This window comes from Streptomyces sp. DSM 40750 (assembly GCF_024612035.1).
Classification (GTDB): Bacteria; Actinomycetota; Actinomycetes; order Streptomycetales; family Streptomycetaceae; genus Streptomyces.
In genome coordinates this window covers 9617332-9632733 of sequence record NZ_CP102513.1, presented here as the reverse complement: position 1 = coordinate 9632733, position 15402 = coordinate 9617332, and the positions used below count along the sequence as shown (strand labels likewise).

At 70.3% G+C, this 15402-nt stretch carries 15 protein-coding genes and 1 pseudogene; 6 read left to right on the top strand and 10 right to left on the bottom strand.

Annotated elements, in window-relative coordinates; genetic code table 11:
* Positions 1-242: 242 nt before the first annotated feature.
* From JIX55_RS42180 to JIX55_RS42150, 7 genes are all read right to left on the bottom strand, one after another.
* A complete protein-coding gene (locus JIX55_RS42180) occupies positions 243-1010 on the bottom strand; it encodes an ABC transporter ATP-binding protein (RefSeq protein WP_257568478.1) in 768 nt (255 codons plus the stop codon).
* Positions 1003-1932 (bottom strand): ABC transporter permease, encoded by a 930-nt coding sequence (locus JIX55_RS42175; protein WP_257568477.1) that lies wholly within the window; start codon positions 1930-1932, stop codon positions 1003-1005. Before JIX55_RS42175 ends, JIX55_RS42180 begins: the two co-directional genes overlap by 8 nt.
* Before the next feature lie 95 nt (positions 1933-2027).
* The gene (locus JIX55_RS42170; RefSeq protein ID WP_443046750.1) at positions 2028-2900 is read right to left on the bottom strand and encodes a glycosyltransferase family 2 protein; all 873 of its coding nucleotides are present in this window, start codon (positions 2898-2900) and stop codon (positions 2028-2030) included.
* An 8-nt stretch (positions 2901-2908) separates the two neighbouring features.
* A complete protein-coding gene (locus JIX55_RS42165) occupies positions 2909-3637 on the bottom strand; it encodes a CDP-alcohol phosphatidyltransferase family protein (RefSeq protein WP_443046658.1) in 729 nt (242 codons plus the stop codon).
* 28 nt (positions 3638-3665) lie between these two features.
* Complete coding sequence (locus JIX55_RS42160) at positions 3666-4730, bottom strand: iron-containing alcohol dehydrogenase family protein (protein ID WP_257568474.1); 1065 nt, start codon at positions 4728-4730, stop codon at positions 3666-3668.
* The gene (locus tag JIX55_RS42155; protein ID WP_257568473.1) at positions 4718-5470 is read right to left on the bottom strand and encodes a phosphocholine cytidylyltransferase family protein; all 753 of its coding nucleotides are present in this window, start codon (positions 5468-5470) and stop codon (positions 4718-4720) included. Before JIX55_RS42155 ends, JIX55_RS42160 begins: the two co-directional genes overlap by 13 nt.
* Positions 5467-7275 carry a CDP-alcohol phosphatidyltransferase family protein gene (locus JIX55_RS42150; protein ID WP_257569670.1) on the bottom strand — a complete coding sequence of 603 codons (1809 nt, stop codon included), beginning with the start codon at positions 7273-7275 and terminating at the stop codon, positions 5467-5469. The genes JIX55_RS42155 and JIX55_RS42150 overlap by 4 nt, the downstream gene beginning before the upstream one ends.
* Positions 7276-7675: 400 nt before the next feature.
* Here JIX55_RS42150 and galE point away from each other — a divergent pair, with 400 nt between their 5' ends.
* The 4 genes from galE (at position 7676) to idi (ending at position 11006) form a co-directional block, all read left to right on the top strand.
* Complete coding sequence (gene galE / locus JIX55_RS42145) at positions 7676-8647, top strand: UDP-glucose 4-epimerase GalE (protein ID WP_257568472.1); 972 nt, start codon at positions 7676-7678, stop codon at positions 8645-8647.
* A gap of 160 nt (positions 8648-8807) precedes the next feature.
* The gene (locus tag JIX55_RS42140) at positions 8808-9746 is read left to right on the top strand and encodes a cation diffusion facilitator family transporter (RefSeq protein ID WP_257568471.1); all 939 of its coding nucleotides are present in this window, start codon (positions 8808-8810) and stop codon (positions 9744-9746) included.
* A complete protein-coding gene (locus JIX55_RS42135; RefSeq protein WP_257568470.1) occupies positions 9743-10255 on the top strand; it encodes a GNAT family N-acetyltransferase in 513 nt (170 codons plus the stop codon). Before JIX55_RS42140 ends, JIX55_RS42135 begins: the two co-directional genes overlap by 4 nt.
* Before the next feature lie 124 nt (positions 10256-10379).
* Positions 10380-11006 (top strand): isopentenyl-diphosphate Delta-isomerase, encoded by a 627-nt coding sequence (gene idi, locus JIX55_RS42130; RefSeq protein ID WP_257568469.1) that lies wholly within the window; start codon positions 10380-10382, stop codon positions 11004-11006.
* A gap of 21 nt (positions 11007-11027) precedes the next feature.
* On the opposite strand, the gene JIX55_RS42125 is transcribed toward idi, so the two are convergent.
* A complete protein-coding gene (locus JIX55_RS42125; protein WP_257569669.1) occupies positions 11028-11531 on the bottom strand; it encodes an ATP-binding protein in 504 nt (167 codons plus the stop codon).
* A 321-nt stretch (positions 11532-11852) separates the two neighbouring features.
* Here JIX55_RS42125 and JIX55_RS42120 point away from each other — a divergent pair, with 321 nt between their 5' ends.
* Positions 11853-12596, top strand: a complete 744-nt coding sequence (locus JIX55_RS42120) for an enoyl-CoA hydratase/isomerase family protein (RefSeq protein WP_257568468.1) — start codon at positions 11853-11855, stop codon at positions 12594-12596.
* Positions 12597-12648: 52 nt separating this feature from the next.
* Here the strand turns inward: JIX55_RS42120 and JIX55_RS42115 are convergent, their stop codons facing one another.
* Together JIX55_RS42115 and JIX55_RS42110 are read right to left on the bottom strand one after the other, a co-directional pair.
* Complete coding sequence (locus JIX55_RS42115; RefSeq protein WP_257568467.1) at positions 12649-13284, bottom strand: DJ-1/PfpI family protein; 636 nt, start codon at positions 13282-13284, stop codon at positions 12649-12651.
* Positions 13285-13309: 25 nt separating this feature from the next.
* Positions 13310-14297: pseudogene (locus JIX55_RS42110) on the bottom strand (GlxA family transcriptional regulator).
* Between the two features lie 167 nt (positions 14298-14464).
* Between JIX55_RS42110 and JIX55_RS42105 the strand changes: the two are divergent.
* On the top strand, positions 14465-15331 hold the full coding sequence (locus JIX55_RS42105; protein WP_257568466.1) for an SCO6745 family protein: 867 nt from the start codon (positions 14465-14467) through the stop codon (positions 15329-15331).
* Positions 15332-15402 lie beyond the last annotated feature (71 nt).

Here is a 15402-nt window from a genome sequence, read left to right as displayed (position 1 = left end):
ACCGGTACAGCTTACGTTGTACAACGCCCCATGCTCCGTCGGGGTGTCCTGCACATCACAACAACGCACCGATTGCACCCACGATCCCTATGGGGGGCCGGAGTTGACGCAGTCCCTGCCGGAGTTGGCGTTCCTTCGCGGATGCCGGGCTCCGGCCTGCCCCGCAAGCGCCGGGTCCTGGTGTCCCTTGCAGACGCCGGGCCCCGCCGGAGCTGTTCCAGCGGGGCCCGGGTCATCTCGGGCTACTTGCCCGTGAACTTCTCGTATTCCTTCAGAACCTCGTCGGTCGGGCCGTCCATGCGCAGCTCGCCGCGCTCCAGCCACAGGACGCGGTCACAGGTGTCGCGGATCGACTTGTTGTTGTGGCTGACCAGGAAGACGGTGCCGGCCTCCTTGCGCAGCTCGCGGATGCGGGCCTCGGAGCGCTTCTGGAAGTTGCGGTCACCGGTGGCGAGGGCCTCGTCGATCATCAGGACGTCGTGGTCCTTGGCGGCCGCGATGGAGAAGCGCAGACGGGCCGCCATGCCGGAGGAGTAGGTGCGCATCGGCAGGGTGATGAAGTCGCCCTTCTCGTTGATGCCGGAGAAGTCGACGATCTCCTGGTAGCGCTCCCTGATCTGCTCGCGGGACATGCCCATCGCGAGGCCGCCCAATATGACGTTCCGCTCGCCCGTGAGGTCGTTCATCAGGGCGGCGTTGACGCCGAGCAGGGAGGGCTGGCCGTCGGTGTAGACCTTGCCCTTCTCCGCGGGGAGCAGGCCGGCGATGGCGCGCAGCAGGGTGGACTTGCCGGAGCCGTTGGAGCCGATCAGGCCGATGGCCTCGCCGCGGTAGGCGACGAAGGAGACGCCCTTGACGGCGTGCACCTTGCGCACGCCGCGTTCCTCGCCGCGCTTGATGATGCGGCTGAGGGCGGCGGTGGCGCTGCCCTTGCCGGTCTTGGCGCCGTTGACGCGGTAGACGATGTGCAGCTCGTCCGCGATGACGGTGGGGATGACTGACTCAGCCACGGCCGTACCTCTCCTCCGCCTTCCAGAAGTACACGAAGCCGCCGAGCGCGATCAGCAGGGCCCAGCCGCCGGCGACCGCCCACACATGCGGGGGCAGGTTCTCCGAGCCGTAGCCGTCGATCAGCGCGAAGCGCATCAGGTCCATGTAGATCGCGGCCGGGTTCCACTGGAGGACGTCGGCGATCCACTTGGGGTGGTCGGCGAGCATCACCGGGATGGAGAACATGACGCCGGAGGCGTACATCCAGGTCCGCATCACGAACGGCATCAGCTGCGCGAGGTCCGGGGTCTTGGCCCCCGCGCGGGCCATGATCAGCGCGAGGCCGGTGTTGAACAGGAACTGCAGCACCAGCACGGGAACGATCAGCAGCCACGACAGCCGCGGATAGCTGCCGAAACCGACCGCCACGCAGAACAGCACGATCATCGAGAACAGCAGCTGCTGGAGCTGCTGGAGCGCGAAGGAAAGGGGCAGCGAGGCGCGTGGGAAGTGCAGTGCACGCACCAGGCCCAGGTTGCCGGAGATCGCGCGGACGCCCGCCATCACCGAGCTCTGCGTGAAGGTGAACACGAACACACCCGTGACCAGGAACGGGATGTACACCTCGCGCGACATGCCCCGGTCGGCGTTGAGGATCAGGCCGAAGATCAGGAAGTACACGAGCGCGTTGAGCAGCGGGGTGGCCACCTGCCACAGCTGGCCGAGCTTGGCCTGGCTGTACTGCGCGGTGAGCTTCGCCTGGGAGAAGGCGAGGATGAAGTGCCGCCGCCCCCACATCTGGCGGACGTACTCGGCGAGTCCGGGCCTGGCGCCGCTCACGGCGAGCCCGTACTTGGCGGCCAGTTCCGTGGCGGAGAGCCCGTCGTCGGGCGACGGACGGTCGCTCACCACAACCCTGCCGTCATGCGTTGTCTCACTCACAAATGGAAACTTTCGTCCTCAAAGTGCGCAGCCTGGTCGGGCCGAGGCGGAAACCTGGACCGGGTACGGCCGAATGCTCTCAGATTTCGAGCTTGTCAGATGACGGGAGGTCGTCCCAGTCGGGTCAGCCGCCACACCGTACGCCACTTCATGGGCCGGCGGGGGCCGCAGGGGCTCGTCCATCCCTCCTTGAAGCCGCCGAACCAGGCCTTCAGGGCCGGTCCGGAAGGCTTGCGGAGCAGGGTCAGCAGCAGCCAGACGCCGAGATAGACCGGGACAAGCAGGGCCGGCAGGTTACGGCGCGCGAGCCAGACGCGGTTGCGCGCGACCATGCGGTGGTAGACCGCGTGCCGGGACGGCGCGGTCGTGGGGTGGTACAGCACCATGTCGGACCGGTAGTCGATCATCCAGCCCGCGTCGAGGGCCCGCCATGCCAGGTCGGTTTCCTCGTGTGCGTAGAAGAATTCGTCCGGCAGTCCGCCGACTTCGGCGATGACCTGGGTGCGTACGGCGTTGGCGCCGCCGAGGAAGGTGGTGACCCGGGAGGAGCGCATCGGGTCGGCGGCCCGCAGCCGGGGCACATGGCGCCGCTGGGTCTCTCCGGTGTCGGGGTCGGCGATACGGAAGCTGACGATGCCGAGCTTCGGGTCGGCCTCGAAGGCCCGGCGGCACAGTTCGGCGGTGTCGTGGTGGGCGAGCAGGCCGTCGTCGTCGAGGAAGAGGAGGACGTCGACGTCCCGGCCGCTGGGGCCGAACGCCTCTATGCCTATGTTGCGGCCACCGGGGATGCCGAGGTTCTCGGGCAGCTCGACCGTCCGGACGCCCTCGGGGACGTCCGGGACGGGCGAGCCGTTGCCGACGACGACCGCCTCGACCCGGTCGCCGTCCTGCTTGGCTACCGAGTCGAGGAGGGCGCGGAGTTCGTCGGGGCGGTTGCCCATGGTGATGATGACCGCGCCGACCTTCATGCCGCTGCTCACTTCAGCCTGCTGGAGGCGAGGATGGACACCAGGTGCAGCAGTGTCTGGAGCAGCGCGATGCCCGCGAGTACGGCGACACCGAGCCGTGAGAAGAACAGGTCGCCCCTGGCCTGGTCCAGCACCGCGAGCAACAGGATCAGCAGGGACGCCTCGACGCCGAGGACGAGCCGGTGGAACTTCAGCGCGGCGGCGGCCTTGCGGGCCAGCGCCATGCCGGAGGAGCGCGGCTCGGAGGCCGACTCCTGGACCGGCGGCTTCCCGGTCTGGTGGCGGGCGACACCGACGAGGTCGGTCTCGGCCTTGATCAGTATCGCGCCGAGAGCGGCGAGCGTGCCGAGGAAGGCCCACAGCCAGTCGATCCGCCCGGTGCCCCACAGATCGGCGGCGCGCAGCCCGAAGCCGACAAGCACGGCGGCGTCGCACAGGTAGGCGCCGACCCGGTCCACGTAGACACCGGCCATCGAGTACTGCTTGCGCCAGCGGGCGATCTCGCCGTCGACGCAGTCGAACAGCAGGTACAGCTGGACCATCAGCACACCGAGGACGGCGCCCGTGACGCCCGGCACCAACAGGGCCGGGGCGGCGAGGACGCCGAAGACGGTCATCAGATAGGTCAGCTGGTTGGGCGTGACCCGGGTGTTCACCAGGTGCCGGTCTATGCGCAGGGAGATTTCGCGCATGTAGAGCCGGCCGGCCCAGTGCTCGCCGCTCCGCCGGTCCTTCACACCCGGGGGGTGAACGACCGGGCGGAGTTCAGCTACTGATGGCTTTGGCATAGTCGGCGTATGCGTCCTTGATCTGTTCGGTGCTCAGTTCGAGGTGCTCGAGGATGGTGTAGCGGCCCGGTCGGGTCTGCGGGGCGAACTCCACGACCTGGACGAACTCGTCCACGGTGAAGCCGATCTCGTCCGGAAGGACGGGCAGGCCGTGGTGGCGCAGGACTTCGACCATCTGGCCCGCGACCTCGTGGTTGCCGCGCAGGAACGTGGCGAACGCGCCGCCGAGGCCGCACTGTTCGCCGTGCAGGGCGTTGCGTCGGGGGAAGCTCAGGTCGAACGCGTGGCTGATCTCATGGCAGGCGCCCGAGGCGGGACGGCTGTCACCGGCCACGGACATGGAGATCCCGCACAGGACGAGGGACTCGGACAGCGTCGTCAGGAAGTCGTCGTCGCCGACGCCGCCGGGGTGGCGGAGCACGGCCTCGGCGGCCTGGCGGGCCATGGCGGCGGCCAGTCCGTCGACCTTCTCGCCGGTCTCCCGGCTGGACAGCTCCCAGTCGGCCACGGCGGAGATCTTGCAGATCACATCGCCGATGCCGGCCCGCACGAAGCGCACCGGGGCCTCACGGATGACGTCGAGGTCGATGACGATCCCGATCGGGTTCGGCACACCGTAGGAGCCGCGGCCCGCGTCGTTGTCGAGGGTGGCGACCGGGGAGCACAGGCCGTCGTTGGCGAGGTTCGTGGCGACGGCGACCAGCGGCAGGCCGACCCGGGCGGCCGCGTACTTGGCGCAGTCGATGACCTTGCCGCCGCCGAGCCCGACCACGGCGTCGTAGTGACCGCCCTTCTTGATCGAGTCGGCGAGCCGTACCGCCCCGTCGATGGTGCCGTCGGCGTCGCAGAACCAGTCCGCCTCCGGGAACGCGGGGGCGAACCGGTCGCGCAGTGCCGCGCCGGAGCCGGCGCTGATCGCGAAGGCCAGCCGGCCCGACGGCGCGATGCGCTGGTCCGACAGGATCGTCGCCAGATCATCGAGCGCGCCGGGACGGATGTCCACGACGACCGGCGAGGGGATGAGCCTCGTCAGTACTGGCACGCGATCTCACGTCCCTTGGCGAGGTCGTCGTGGTTGTCGATCTCGACCCACTTGACGTCGCCGATGGGGGCCACGTCGATGCGGAAGCCGCGGTTCACGAGCTCCTGGTAGCCGTGCTCGTAGAACTGCTGCGGGTCCGTCTCGAAGACCGTCTTCAGGGCGTCGGCCAGCTCGTCGGCGGCCTCGCCCTCGATGAGGGTGACGCCGATGTACTCACCGGTGGCCTCGGCCGGGTCCATCAGCTTGGTGATCTTCGTCATGCCGCCCTCGGGGGCGACGACGACCTTCATCTCCTCGTCGGCGAGGGACTTCACCGTGTCGAGGGCGAGGATGATCTTCTTGCCGTCGCCGCGGGCGGCGAGCAGGGTGTTCTCGACGGAGACCGGGTGCACGGTGTCGCCGTTGGCGAGGATCACCGAGTGCTTGATGGCGTCACGCCCGCACCACAGGGAGTAGGCGTTGTTCCACTCCTCGGCCTTGTCGTTGTCGATGAGGGTGATCTTGAGCCCGTACTTGGCCTCCAGCGCCTCGCGGCGCTCGTACACGGCCTCCTTGCGGTAGCCGACGATGATCGCGACCTCGGTCAGGCCGATCTCGGCGAAGTTGCCGAGGGTCAGGTCCAGGACGGTGAGGCTGTCCTCGTTGCCCTCCGGTCCCACCGGCACCAGCGCCTTGGGCAGGGTGTCGGTGTAGGGGCGAAGACGCCTTCCGGCGCCGGCCGCCAGCACGAGGCCGATCATGCGGGTTCTCCTTCATCGTGTACGGCGGGTGCGCCGGTTTTATGGGCGGTCACCCAGAAGCGGATGCTCTCGACGAGCACCAGCAGTGCCACGGCCACGGCGAGAGCCGTGAGCGCGACCTTGAACTCTGTGGGCGCGAGCAGCGCGGCCAGGACGGTGACCAGCAGGATCCTGCCTTCGTGCCCGCCGATCGCCCGCACCAGCCACCGAGGCGGCGCGCCGGCGTCGCCGCGGATGCGGTACACCGTGTCGTAGTGATGGTAGGCGACCGCGCCCACCAGCCCGAAAGCTGCGGGAAGGGCCCCGTTCACTTCGGATTTGGCCGCGAGTACCAGGACGGTGCCGTATTCGGCAGCGCGGAAGAAAGGGGGAACCAGCCAGTCCAGGGCGCCCTTGAGGGGCTTCGTCAAGGGGATGGGCGACAGGAGGACGTACGCCGCGGCCGCCAGGACGGGCCACCAACTCCCGTACGGGGCAAGCCAGACGGCGAAGACCACAAGGGCCCCGGAGCAGAGGGCGATGTACGGGGTGGACTTCTCATAGGTACCGCGCGCGCCCCGGCGCAGCAGTTCGGCCAGTGGGCCCGAGTCGGTGAGGTCCGCCAGTGCCCGCGCCGCCCGGTCGGTCCGCTGCGCCGTGCGCGTCAGCGACCGCAGTACACGGCCCGCTGTGGTGTAAGTCGCAGCGAACGCGCACCCGATGAGCAGCGCGTAGAAGGTGATACGAGGAGTGGTGACCGCCGTGAGTACGGCGATCATCGCCCAGCGCTCGCCGATCGGCAGGACGACCATCCGCCGCAGCCAGACCGTCCAGCCGACGCTGTCGAGCTTGTCGGAGAGGGCGGCGGTGGGGCTGGTGTTGGCGGTGGCGTCGTGGTTCGCCTCATTGAAGGAGAAGTCGACGACGTGGCGGCAGGTCTGCAGGACCATCGCGCCGAGGGCGAGCGCCCATACATCGTCACCGCCGCGCGCGGCTCCGAGGGCGAGTCCCGCGTAGTAGGCGTATTCCTTGGCGCGGTCGAAGGTCGCGTCGAGCCAGGCGCCGAGCGTGGAGTACTGCAGCGAGTAGCGGGCCAGCTGGCCGTCGGTGCAGTCGAGGACGAAGGAGAAGATCAGCAGCAGGCCGGCGGCGACGAAGCCGCCGCGGGTGCCGGTGGCCGCGCAGCCCGCCGCGATCAGGGCGGTGATCAGCGAGGCCGTGGTGACCTGGTTCGGGGTCAGGCCCCGGCGGGCGCACCAGCGGGCGATGTAGCGGGAGTACGGGCTGATGCAGTACGTGGTGAAGAAGCCGTCGCGGGACTTCACCGCCGTACGCAGCCGTACGGCCTCGTCGTCGACGGCGGCGACCGCCTGGCGGACCTCGTTGCGCGCCTGCGCGTCGGCGGGGACGGCGGCGACCAGGGTGCCCAGCTCGGGCCGGTGCAGGCTGACACCGTCCGCGTCGAGGGCGGCGACGATCCGGTCGGCGAGGTTGTCCACGGCGACCGCGGTGGTGCCGCTCGCGGCGGAGCTCTCGCGGGCCAGCGCCCGGGTCAGCGCCTGACGGGCGGCGGCCCGCACGGTCACGGCACCCGGCAGGGCTGCGGCCTCGAAGCGGGGGTCGGTGAGTCCCAGGCGCAGTGCGTGCACATGGCCCACGAACCGGGCGTCGACGATCGCGACCCGCTGATCTGCGGGTACCGTCGCCAGGAGCGTCTCGGCGTCACCGGCGCCGGTGGCGACCCGCACGTCGAAGCCGAGCGAGCGCAGATCGCCCTCAAGCGACGATCCGGGCACCGGCTGACCGGTGAGGATGGCGGTCGACAGACGAACTCACTCCCTGGGTGCCGACGCGACCGCGCCGGGCATGTGCGTGGTTTCAGGCGCCCCGGCCCTGTGGCCCGGCGGCGTGTCGGCAGAGGTTATCGGATGAAGAGAAGCGGGCGTTCACCGCCCGTTAACGGCCCGATCAGTTCCACCTGCTCAAGCCGCCGCCCCTCCGCCGCGATCATCATCGGGGATTTGAGGGTTGTGCCACAAACTCCGTTTCGCATATCGGGTTATAGGGGGCAGAGGGGCAGGCGTCCCTCCGTTCCAGAGGCTGCGACCAGCGCTCCTGAAGGGGCGCGGGGAACCGCGCGACCAGGCACGAACAGCGCCACACCCGCCAACCCTGCACGCCCCCTACAGCGAATGGGCACAACCCGACCCCGAATAAGGTGAGCCCATGACATGGCTGATCACAGGCGGGGCTGGCTACATCGGCGCACACGTGGCGAAGGTCATGACCGACGCCGGCGAACAGGTGGTGACGCTCGACGACCTGTCCGCCGGGGTCCCCGGCCGCCTCCCGAAGAGCATTCCCCTGATACACGGCTCCGCCCTCGACGGCGAACTCCTCAAGCGCGTACTCGCCGACCGCGCCGTGACCGGCGTGGTCCACCTCGCCGCCCGCAAGCAGGTGGGCGAATCCGTCGCCCAGCCGACCCGCTACTACCAGGAGAACGTCGGCGGTCTCGCCACCCTCCTGGAGGCGGCGGCCGGCGCCGGAGTCGAGCGCTTCCTCTTCTCCTCCTCCGCCGCCGTCTACGGCAACCCGGACGTGGACCTCATCACCGAGGACACCCCGTGCGCCCCGATGAGCCCGTACGGCGAGACCAAGCTCGCCGGTGAGTGGCTGGTCCGAGCGGCGGGCGAGGCGCACGGCATCGCGACGGTGTGTCTGCGCTACTTCAACGTGGCGGGCGCCGCGGAGCCGGCACTGGCGGACACCGGCGTCTTCAACGTCGTCCCGATGGTCTTCGACCGGCTCACCCGCGACGAGGCCCCACGGATCTTCGGCGACGACTACCCGACCCCGGACGGCACCTGCGTCCGCGACTACATCCATGTCGCCGACCTGGCCGACGCGCATCTCGCTGCGGCCCGACACCTCACCGCCGAAGGGGTCACGGGCGACCTCACCGTGAACATCGGCCGCGGCGAAGGCGTTTCGGTCCGCGAACTCGTCACCCTCATCGGCGAGGTGACCGGCGACCGCCGCCCCGCGCTCGTCGAGCCGCGCCGCCCCGGCGACGCGCCGCGCGCGGTCGCCTCGGCCGCGCTGGCCGAGCGGGAGCTCGGCTGGACGGCCCGACGCGGGGTACGCGAGATGGTCGAATCGGCCTGGGCGGGCTGGCGCTTGAACCAGGGCCTCTGAATCGACCAGACGATCATGGCCAACGCTCTGACCTGCATATCGTTTCCGCAGGTCAGAGCACATGACAACGGTGTTCAGTGCCGCGTTGCCGGATACCCCCCGCCCGTAGTTCACTGTGATCGCGAGCCGAACACACGAACGCGCTGAAAGGGCGGTTTTCATGGGGGCTGGGCATGATCACGGGCACGCGCATCACGCGCCGTCCACGGGTACGGCGGCAGCGGCGTACCGCGGGCGGCTGCGAATCGCGTTGTCGATCACGCTCACCGTCATGGCGGTCGAACTCGTCGGTGGTGTTCTCGCCGATTCGCTGGCGCTCATCGCGGACGCGGCGCACATGGCGACGGACGCCGTGGGCCTGGGCATGGCGCTCCTCGCGATCCACTTCGCGAACCGCCCGCCGAGCGGCAACCGCACCTTCGGTTACGCCCGCGCCGAGATACTCGCGGCGCTCGCCAACTGTCTGCTGCTGCTCGGCGTCGGCGGCTATGTGCTGTACGAGGCGATCCAGCGCTTCATCACGCCCGTCGGGACCCAGGGCGGGCTGACCGTCGTGTTCGGCGCCATCGGTCTGGTCGCGAACATGATCTCGCTGACCCTGCTGATGCGGGGCCAGAAGGAGAGCCTCAACGTACGGGGGGCCTTCCTGGAGGTGGCTGCGGACGCGCTCGGCTCGGTGGCGGTGATCATCTCCGCGACGGTCATCCTGCTCACCGGCTGGGAGGCCGCCGACCCGATCGCCTCGCTGATCATCGGTCTGATGATCGTCCCGCGCACGGTGAAGCTGCTGCGCGAGACCCTCGACGTCCTGCTGGAGGCGGCCCCGAAGAACGTCGACATGGCCGAGGTACGAGCCCACATAGTGGCGTTGCCGGGTGTGGAGGACGTCCACGATCTGCACGCCTGGACCATCACCTCCGGTATGCCGGTGCTCTCCGCCCATGTGGTGGTCAGCTCCGACACGCTGGACTCCATAGGCAACGAGAAGATGCTGCACGACCTCCAGGGCTGCATCGGCGATCACTTCGACGTGGAGCACTGCACCTTCCAGCTGGAGCCGGGCGGCCACGCGGAACACGAGGCGAAGTTTTGTCTTTGACGACCGACTGGACGACACGACGGGAGACATCCGCGGACCGGGCGGAGGTGTACGGGGTCAACGCCGCCGCCTTCGAGACCGACGCGGAGGCGCGGCTGGTGGACGCGCTGCGCGAGGACCCCGACGCATGGCTGCCCGGGCTGTCGTACGTGGCCGAGGCGCCGGACGGCACGATCGCGGCGTACGCCCTGATCACCCGCTGTCATGTGGACGACGTGCCCGCGCTGGCGCTGGCGCCCGTCGCGGTGCTGCCGGACCATCAGCGGCAGGGTGCGGGTGTGGCCGTCGTCCGCGCGGCGCTGGAGGCGGCACGCGTTCGTGGTGAGCGGCTCGTCCTCGTCCTGGGGCATCCCGAGTACTACCCGCGCTTCGGCTTCGTACGTGCATCCGAGTACGGCATCCGGCCGGGTTTCGACGTGCCGGACGCGGCGATGATGGCCCTGGTGCTGGACGGTTCCCCGTCGGTGGCACCCGGCACCATCAGGTATCCGGCCGCCTTCGGAGTCTGACACGCGCCCGGTGGGTGTCCTTTGAGGGGGTGCGCGGGTAGGACATGCGGGTTGGCGCGAAGTGCCGGGAGTGCCGGTTTCGTGCGGCAGACTTGAGGCTCGAAGAACGAGGCGAAGGATGGGCATGCCGATCACACCTGCCACCGCGATGCACAGTTCACCATGGGGGCACCTCCCAGGCCCTCAAGGCACTGGGGGAGGCACCACGGAAGCGATCCTGCTGGAACTGGTCGACGAGGACGGCACCACGATCGGCACAGCGGAGAAGCTGGCCGCCCATCAACCGCCCGGGCAGTTGCACCGGGCGTTCTCCGTCTTCCTCTTCGACGCGCGCGGACGGCTGCTGCTCCAGCAGCGTGCCCTCGGCAAGTACCACTCCCCCGGCGTCTGGTCGAACACCTGCTGCGGCCACCCCTACCCGGGCGAGTCCCCCTTCGCGGCAGCGGCGCGGCGGACGCACGAGGAGCTGGGGGTCTCCCCGGCGCTGCTCGGCGAGGCGGGCACGGTCCGCTACAACCACCCGGACCCGGACTCCGGCCTGGTGGAGCAGGAGTTCAACCATCTGTTCGTAGGACTGCTGCAGGCCCCGCCGCGGCCGGACCCGGAGGAGGTCGGGGCCACCGCGTTCGTGACCCCGGCCGAGCTGACGGAGCGGCACGCCAAGGACACCTTCTCGTCCTGGTTCATGACGGTCCTGGACGCGGCCCGCCCGGCGGTCAGGGAGCTGACGGGCCCTGCCGCGGGCTGGTGACCGCAGCGCCTCACCCCTGGATCAGGTGTGCGGTTTGAGCGGGAGGGCGGCCCAGATCACCTTGCCACCGCTCGCGGTGTGCTCGACGTCGCAGACCCCTCCCGCCTCCAGGGTGATCTCGCGCACCAGGAGCAGCCCGCGGCCGCCGAGCCGGCCGTGGTCGGTCTCCAGGGCGGTCGGGCGATAGGGGTGGTTGTCCTCCACCGAGACCCGCACCCACTCGGCTCCGACGGCGACCTCGACGGCGAGCGTGGGCGACAGCAGCGCCGCGTGTTTCACGGCGTTCGTCACCAACTCGGAGACGATCAGCAGAAGTCCTTGGACGAGGTCGTCCGAGATCGGCACACCCTGTCGGGCGAGCAGGTCCCGGACGGCGCGCCGCGCCTGCGGCACCGAGGCGTCGACGGCTGCAGCGGTGAACCGCCAGACCCCTTCGTAGGGCAGTGGCTCCGGCGGCCTCGGGTCGGCGGGTAGGTGCCCGCCGTCTCCAGGGCGTGGGTCGCTCCCGCGCCCTTGGTCGTCCATTGTCCGGTCGCCACCCTTGCGCTCGATTGTCACCACATGTCGAGTGTTGGTAACTCAGCGCTGTTCACGGAGGACTGAACAGAAGTCAGCGTGTATCGACGACTTTCAGATCGTTGGTGTCCGAGCCGGGCCGCCGCACGACTGCCTCTGTTCGGGGTATGCCGCTTCCAGAACTATTCGGGTTGTACGGGTTTGACGCCGGACCCGCCCGCGTCCCCCTCGGCCGCTCACTCTCCGTGAGCCGCGCCCGGCCCCGAAGTCCGTGCCGATCGGGCCGAGGCCATGATCATAGGCGCGCGGGGGGTGGCTAGCATCGCGTGCATGGAGCCTCAGCTGCTGGACACCGTCGCCGAGGGGGTCGCGACCGTTGTCGTCCACCACCCGGCGAAGCGCAACGCCATGACGGCCGGGATGTGGCGGGCGCTGCCGCCGCTTCTGGACCGGCTGGCCGCCGATCCCGCCGTACGGGCCCTGGTGCTCACCGGGGAGGGTGGGACGTTCTGCGCGGGGGCCGACATCTCCACGTTGCGGGAGTCCCCGGGCGAGGCCCAGCAGTGGGCCGTACTCGCCGAGGAGGCCCTCGCGGCCTTCCCCAAGCCGACCCTCGCGGCGATCCGCGGGCACTGTGTGGGCGGTGGCTCACAGCTGGCGGCGGCCTGCGATCTGCGGTTCGCGGAGGAGGGATCGCTGTTCGGGATCACTCCCGCGAAGCTGGGGCTCGTCTACCCGTCCTCCTCCACCCGGCGGCTGGTGTCGCTGGTCGGGCCGGCCACCACCAAGTACCTACTGTTCTCCGGGGAGTTGATCGACGCGGAGCGGGCGCTGCGTACGGGGCTGGTGGACGAGGTGCTGCGTGAGGGCGAACTCGCCCAGCGGGTGGCGAAGTTCACGCGGGTGCTGGTCTCACGTTCCCAGCTGACCCAGGCGGCGGCCAAGGAGTTCGCGAACGGCCGCACCGACCGCGACAGCCACTGGGCCGAGCAGGCGCGCCGTAGCGGCGACACCGCTGAGGGCGTCGCCGCTTTCCTGGAGCGCAGACAGCCCCGGTTCGCGTGGCGCGTCTGAATTCCCTTGTCCTTGCCGCACAGGGCTTCTGATGTAGTCATCGGCCGAGAGTTCACCGCAGGACGAAGCGACTGTTCTCGCGGAACCATTCGACGAGGTGGGCGGGGGCCTTGTCGGGAGAGCCCGCGTCGTACGGCGGCTGCGGGTCGTACTCCGTCGCAAGCTGGATCGCCTGGGCGTGATCGTCGCCCGCGATCCGGCCGAGCAGGGTCAGGCCCATGTCGATGCCGGAGGAGACGCCGGCCGCGGTGACGTACTTGCCGTCGAAAACCACCCGCTCCCCTGTCGGCTCCACGCCCAGCCGCTTCAGTTCGTCGAGGGCCAGCCAGTGCGAGGTCGCGCGGCGGCCGTTCAGCAAGCCCGCGGCCGCGAGCAGCAGGGAGCCGGTGCACACGGAGGTCGTCCAGGTGCTGGTGGCGTCCGCCGTGCGCAGCCAGTCCAACAGGGCCTCGTTCTCCATCTGCGCGCTCTGCCCGGGACCTCCGGGGATGATCACGATGTCGGGGCTCGGCACCTCGGCCAGGGTCTTGTCGGCGGTGATCGCGAGGGAACCCTGGTCGGTGCGGAACGGACCGGGCCGCTCGGCGACGAAGACGAGTTCCGCGTCCGGGGCGCGGCCCAGCGTCTCGTACGGGCCTACGGCGTCGAGTGCGGTGAAGCGGTCGAAGAGGACGACGGCGATCTGCATCGGAGTTCCTTTCGGTGGGGTCGGCTCAGTCGGCGAGGACGGGACGGAAGCGGCGGCGGTACTCCGCCGGGGCCGTGCCGAGGGTCTTCACGAAGGCGCGGCGCATGGCCTCGGAGGTGCCGTAGCCGCAGGTCCGGGAGATCTCCTCGACTCCGTCGGAGGTGTCCTCCAGGAGCCGGCGGGCGTGTTCGAGGCGGACGCGGTCGACGTACCGGCCCGGGGTCATACCGGTCTCGGTCTTGAAGGCGCGGGCGAAGTGGCGCGGTGAGAGCCGGGCGCGGGCGGCCAGGCTCTCGACGCTCAGGTCGTCGCCGGGGTGCTCGGTGATCCTCCCCCACTGCCTTAAGGGCGTGGGAGGTGCCCCCAGCTGGACCTCGCGGAGCGGTTCCCGCCGGGCGGTCTGGGCGGCGAGCTGGGCGCTGAACTGGGCCTGGTTCCCCGGTCGGCGCAGAAAGACGACCAGGTGGCGGGCGATGGCGAGGGCGGCATCGCGGCCGATGTCCTCCTCGACGAGCGCGAGGGCGAGGTCGATCCCCGAGGTGACGCCGGCGGAGGTGGCGATGTGCCCGTCGCGGATGTAGATGGGGGTCCGGGTCGACCTCGATCGCCGGGTGGTCGCGGGCCAGCCGGGCGCAGTACGCCCAGTGGGTGGTCGCCCGGCGGCCGTCCAGGAGGCCCGCCTCGGCGAGCAGGATCGCGCCGGTGCAGACCGAGACCAGGCGCTCCGCGCGCGGGGCCTGCTCACGCAGCCAGGCGACGACCTCCGGGGCCGGACGCCTGGTGCCCTGGCCGCCCGGGACCAGCAGGGTGTGCGGGGCGGGTGCGTCGGCGAGGGCGTGGTCCGGGACGAGGGTGAGGCCGCCGGAGGTACGTACGGGCGTGCCGTCCAGGGAGGCCGTGCTGATGCGGTACGTCCCCGGTGTGTGCTGTTCCGCGCCGGCGAAGACCTCCATCGGGCCCGTGACGTCGAGGCTCTGCACGCCGTCGAAGAGGACGACCAGGACGGTTCGCATGTCATCGATTCTTGGGCGGCCGAACCATGGCCGCAATGACGAGTACCCCACCTTTTCTGCCACAGGTCGGACGGGACTGCCGCCTGGGGAGGCCGGGGCTCCTGCTCGGCGCGGGATCCGGGGTCCGCCTCTGCCGCACGTACCAAACAGTCGGTAGCCTGCCGGGCATGACCTCTTCACTCCCGCAGCGCGCCGGTCGGCGCTGCTACAGCGTCCTCAATCCGTACCACTCCGCGCACTACTTCTCGCCGGACCTCGGGCGGGAGCTGGCCGCCGTGGGCGTGGAGGACGCGCGGGCGGCGTACTTCGCGGTGCGGGCCGCACCGATGGGCCTGGTCGGCCCGGGCGCGGTGACGGCGACGTTCTTCAACTTCCGGTACGAGCTGGTGGCGGAGCACGTACCCGCCGTGTGGGAGACGGCGTCGCCGTCGGTGGTGCTGGCGGCCCGTGAACGTGCCGTCGACGCCACCCTGCGGCGGCTGCTCGGCGAGGAGCCGATCGCCTCCAAGGAGGTCGCCGAGGCGGCGGAGCTGGCGCTGCGTGCCACCGAGGCGTGCGCGAGGACCGCACGCCCCCTGTACGCCGCGCACGCCGATCTCCCCGTACCCGAGCGCCCTCACCTCGCGCTCTGGCACGCGACCACACTGCTGCGCGAGCACCGGGGCGACGGGCATCTCGCGGTGCTCCTGGACGCCGGTCTCGACCCGGTCGAGGCCCTGGTCAGCCATACCGCGACCGGCAAGGGCATGTCCCCGAAGTGGGCCGTCGGCACGCGTGGGTGGACCCGGGACGAGTGGGACGCGGCGAGCGCGCGGCTCCGCGAACGCGGGCTGCTCGACGCCGAGGGCGAGCTCACGGAGGCGGGGGTCGCCCTCCGCGAGGAGATCGAGGCCGCGACGGACCGCCTCGACCTGGCGCCGTACGAGCATCTGGGCGCGGCCGGGGCGGGGCGGCTCACCGAACTGATGACCGGGCTGGTGAGGGCTTTGCTCGCCGCGGGGGCGTTCCCGGCGGGGATGACAGGCAAGAGCTGAGCGGATCGGTACAAGCATGAACGGTGCGGGGCGCGGTACTCGTCCCTTCCTGGCCCAGCCAGCCGGGAGAG

Coding starts and splice junctions, on each gene's coding strand:
- JIX55_RS42170 (WP_443046750.1), bottom strand. CDS start 2,900: ATGAAGGTCGGCGCGGTCATCATCACCATGGGCAACCGCCCCGACGAA.
- JIX55_RS42155 (WP_257568473.1), bottom strand. CDS start 5,470: ATGATCGGCCTCGTGCTGGCGGCCGGCGCCGGAAGGCGTCTTCGCCCC.
- galE (WP_257568472.1), top strand. CDS start 7,676: ATGACATGGCTGATCACAGGCGGGGCTGGCTACATCGGCGCACACGTG.
- JIX55_RS42140 (WP_257568471.1), top strand. CDS start 8,808: ATGGGGGCTGGGCATGATCACGGGCACGCGCATCACGCGCCGTCCACG.
- idi (WP_257568469.1), top strand. CDS start 10,380: ATGCCGATCACACCTGCCACCGCGATGCACAGTTCACCATGGGGGCAC.
- JIX55_RS42125 (WP_257569669.1), bottom strand. CDS start 11,531: ATGGACGACCAAGGGCGCGGGAGCGACCCACGCCCTGGAGACGGCGGG.
- JIX55_RS42120 (WP_257568468.1), top strand. CDS start 11,853: ATGGAGCCTCAGCTGCTGGACACCGTCGCCGAGGGGGTCGCGACCGTT.
- JIX55_RS42115 (WP_257568467.1), bottom strand. CDS start 13,284: ATGCAGATCGCCGTCGTCCTCTTCGACCGCTTCACCGCACTCGACGCC.
- JIX55_RS42105 (WP_257568466.1), top strand. CDS start 14,465: ATGACCTCTTCACTCCCGCAGCGCGCCGGTCGGCGCTGCTACAGCGTC.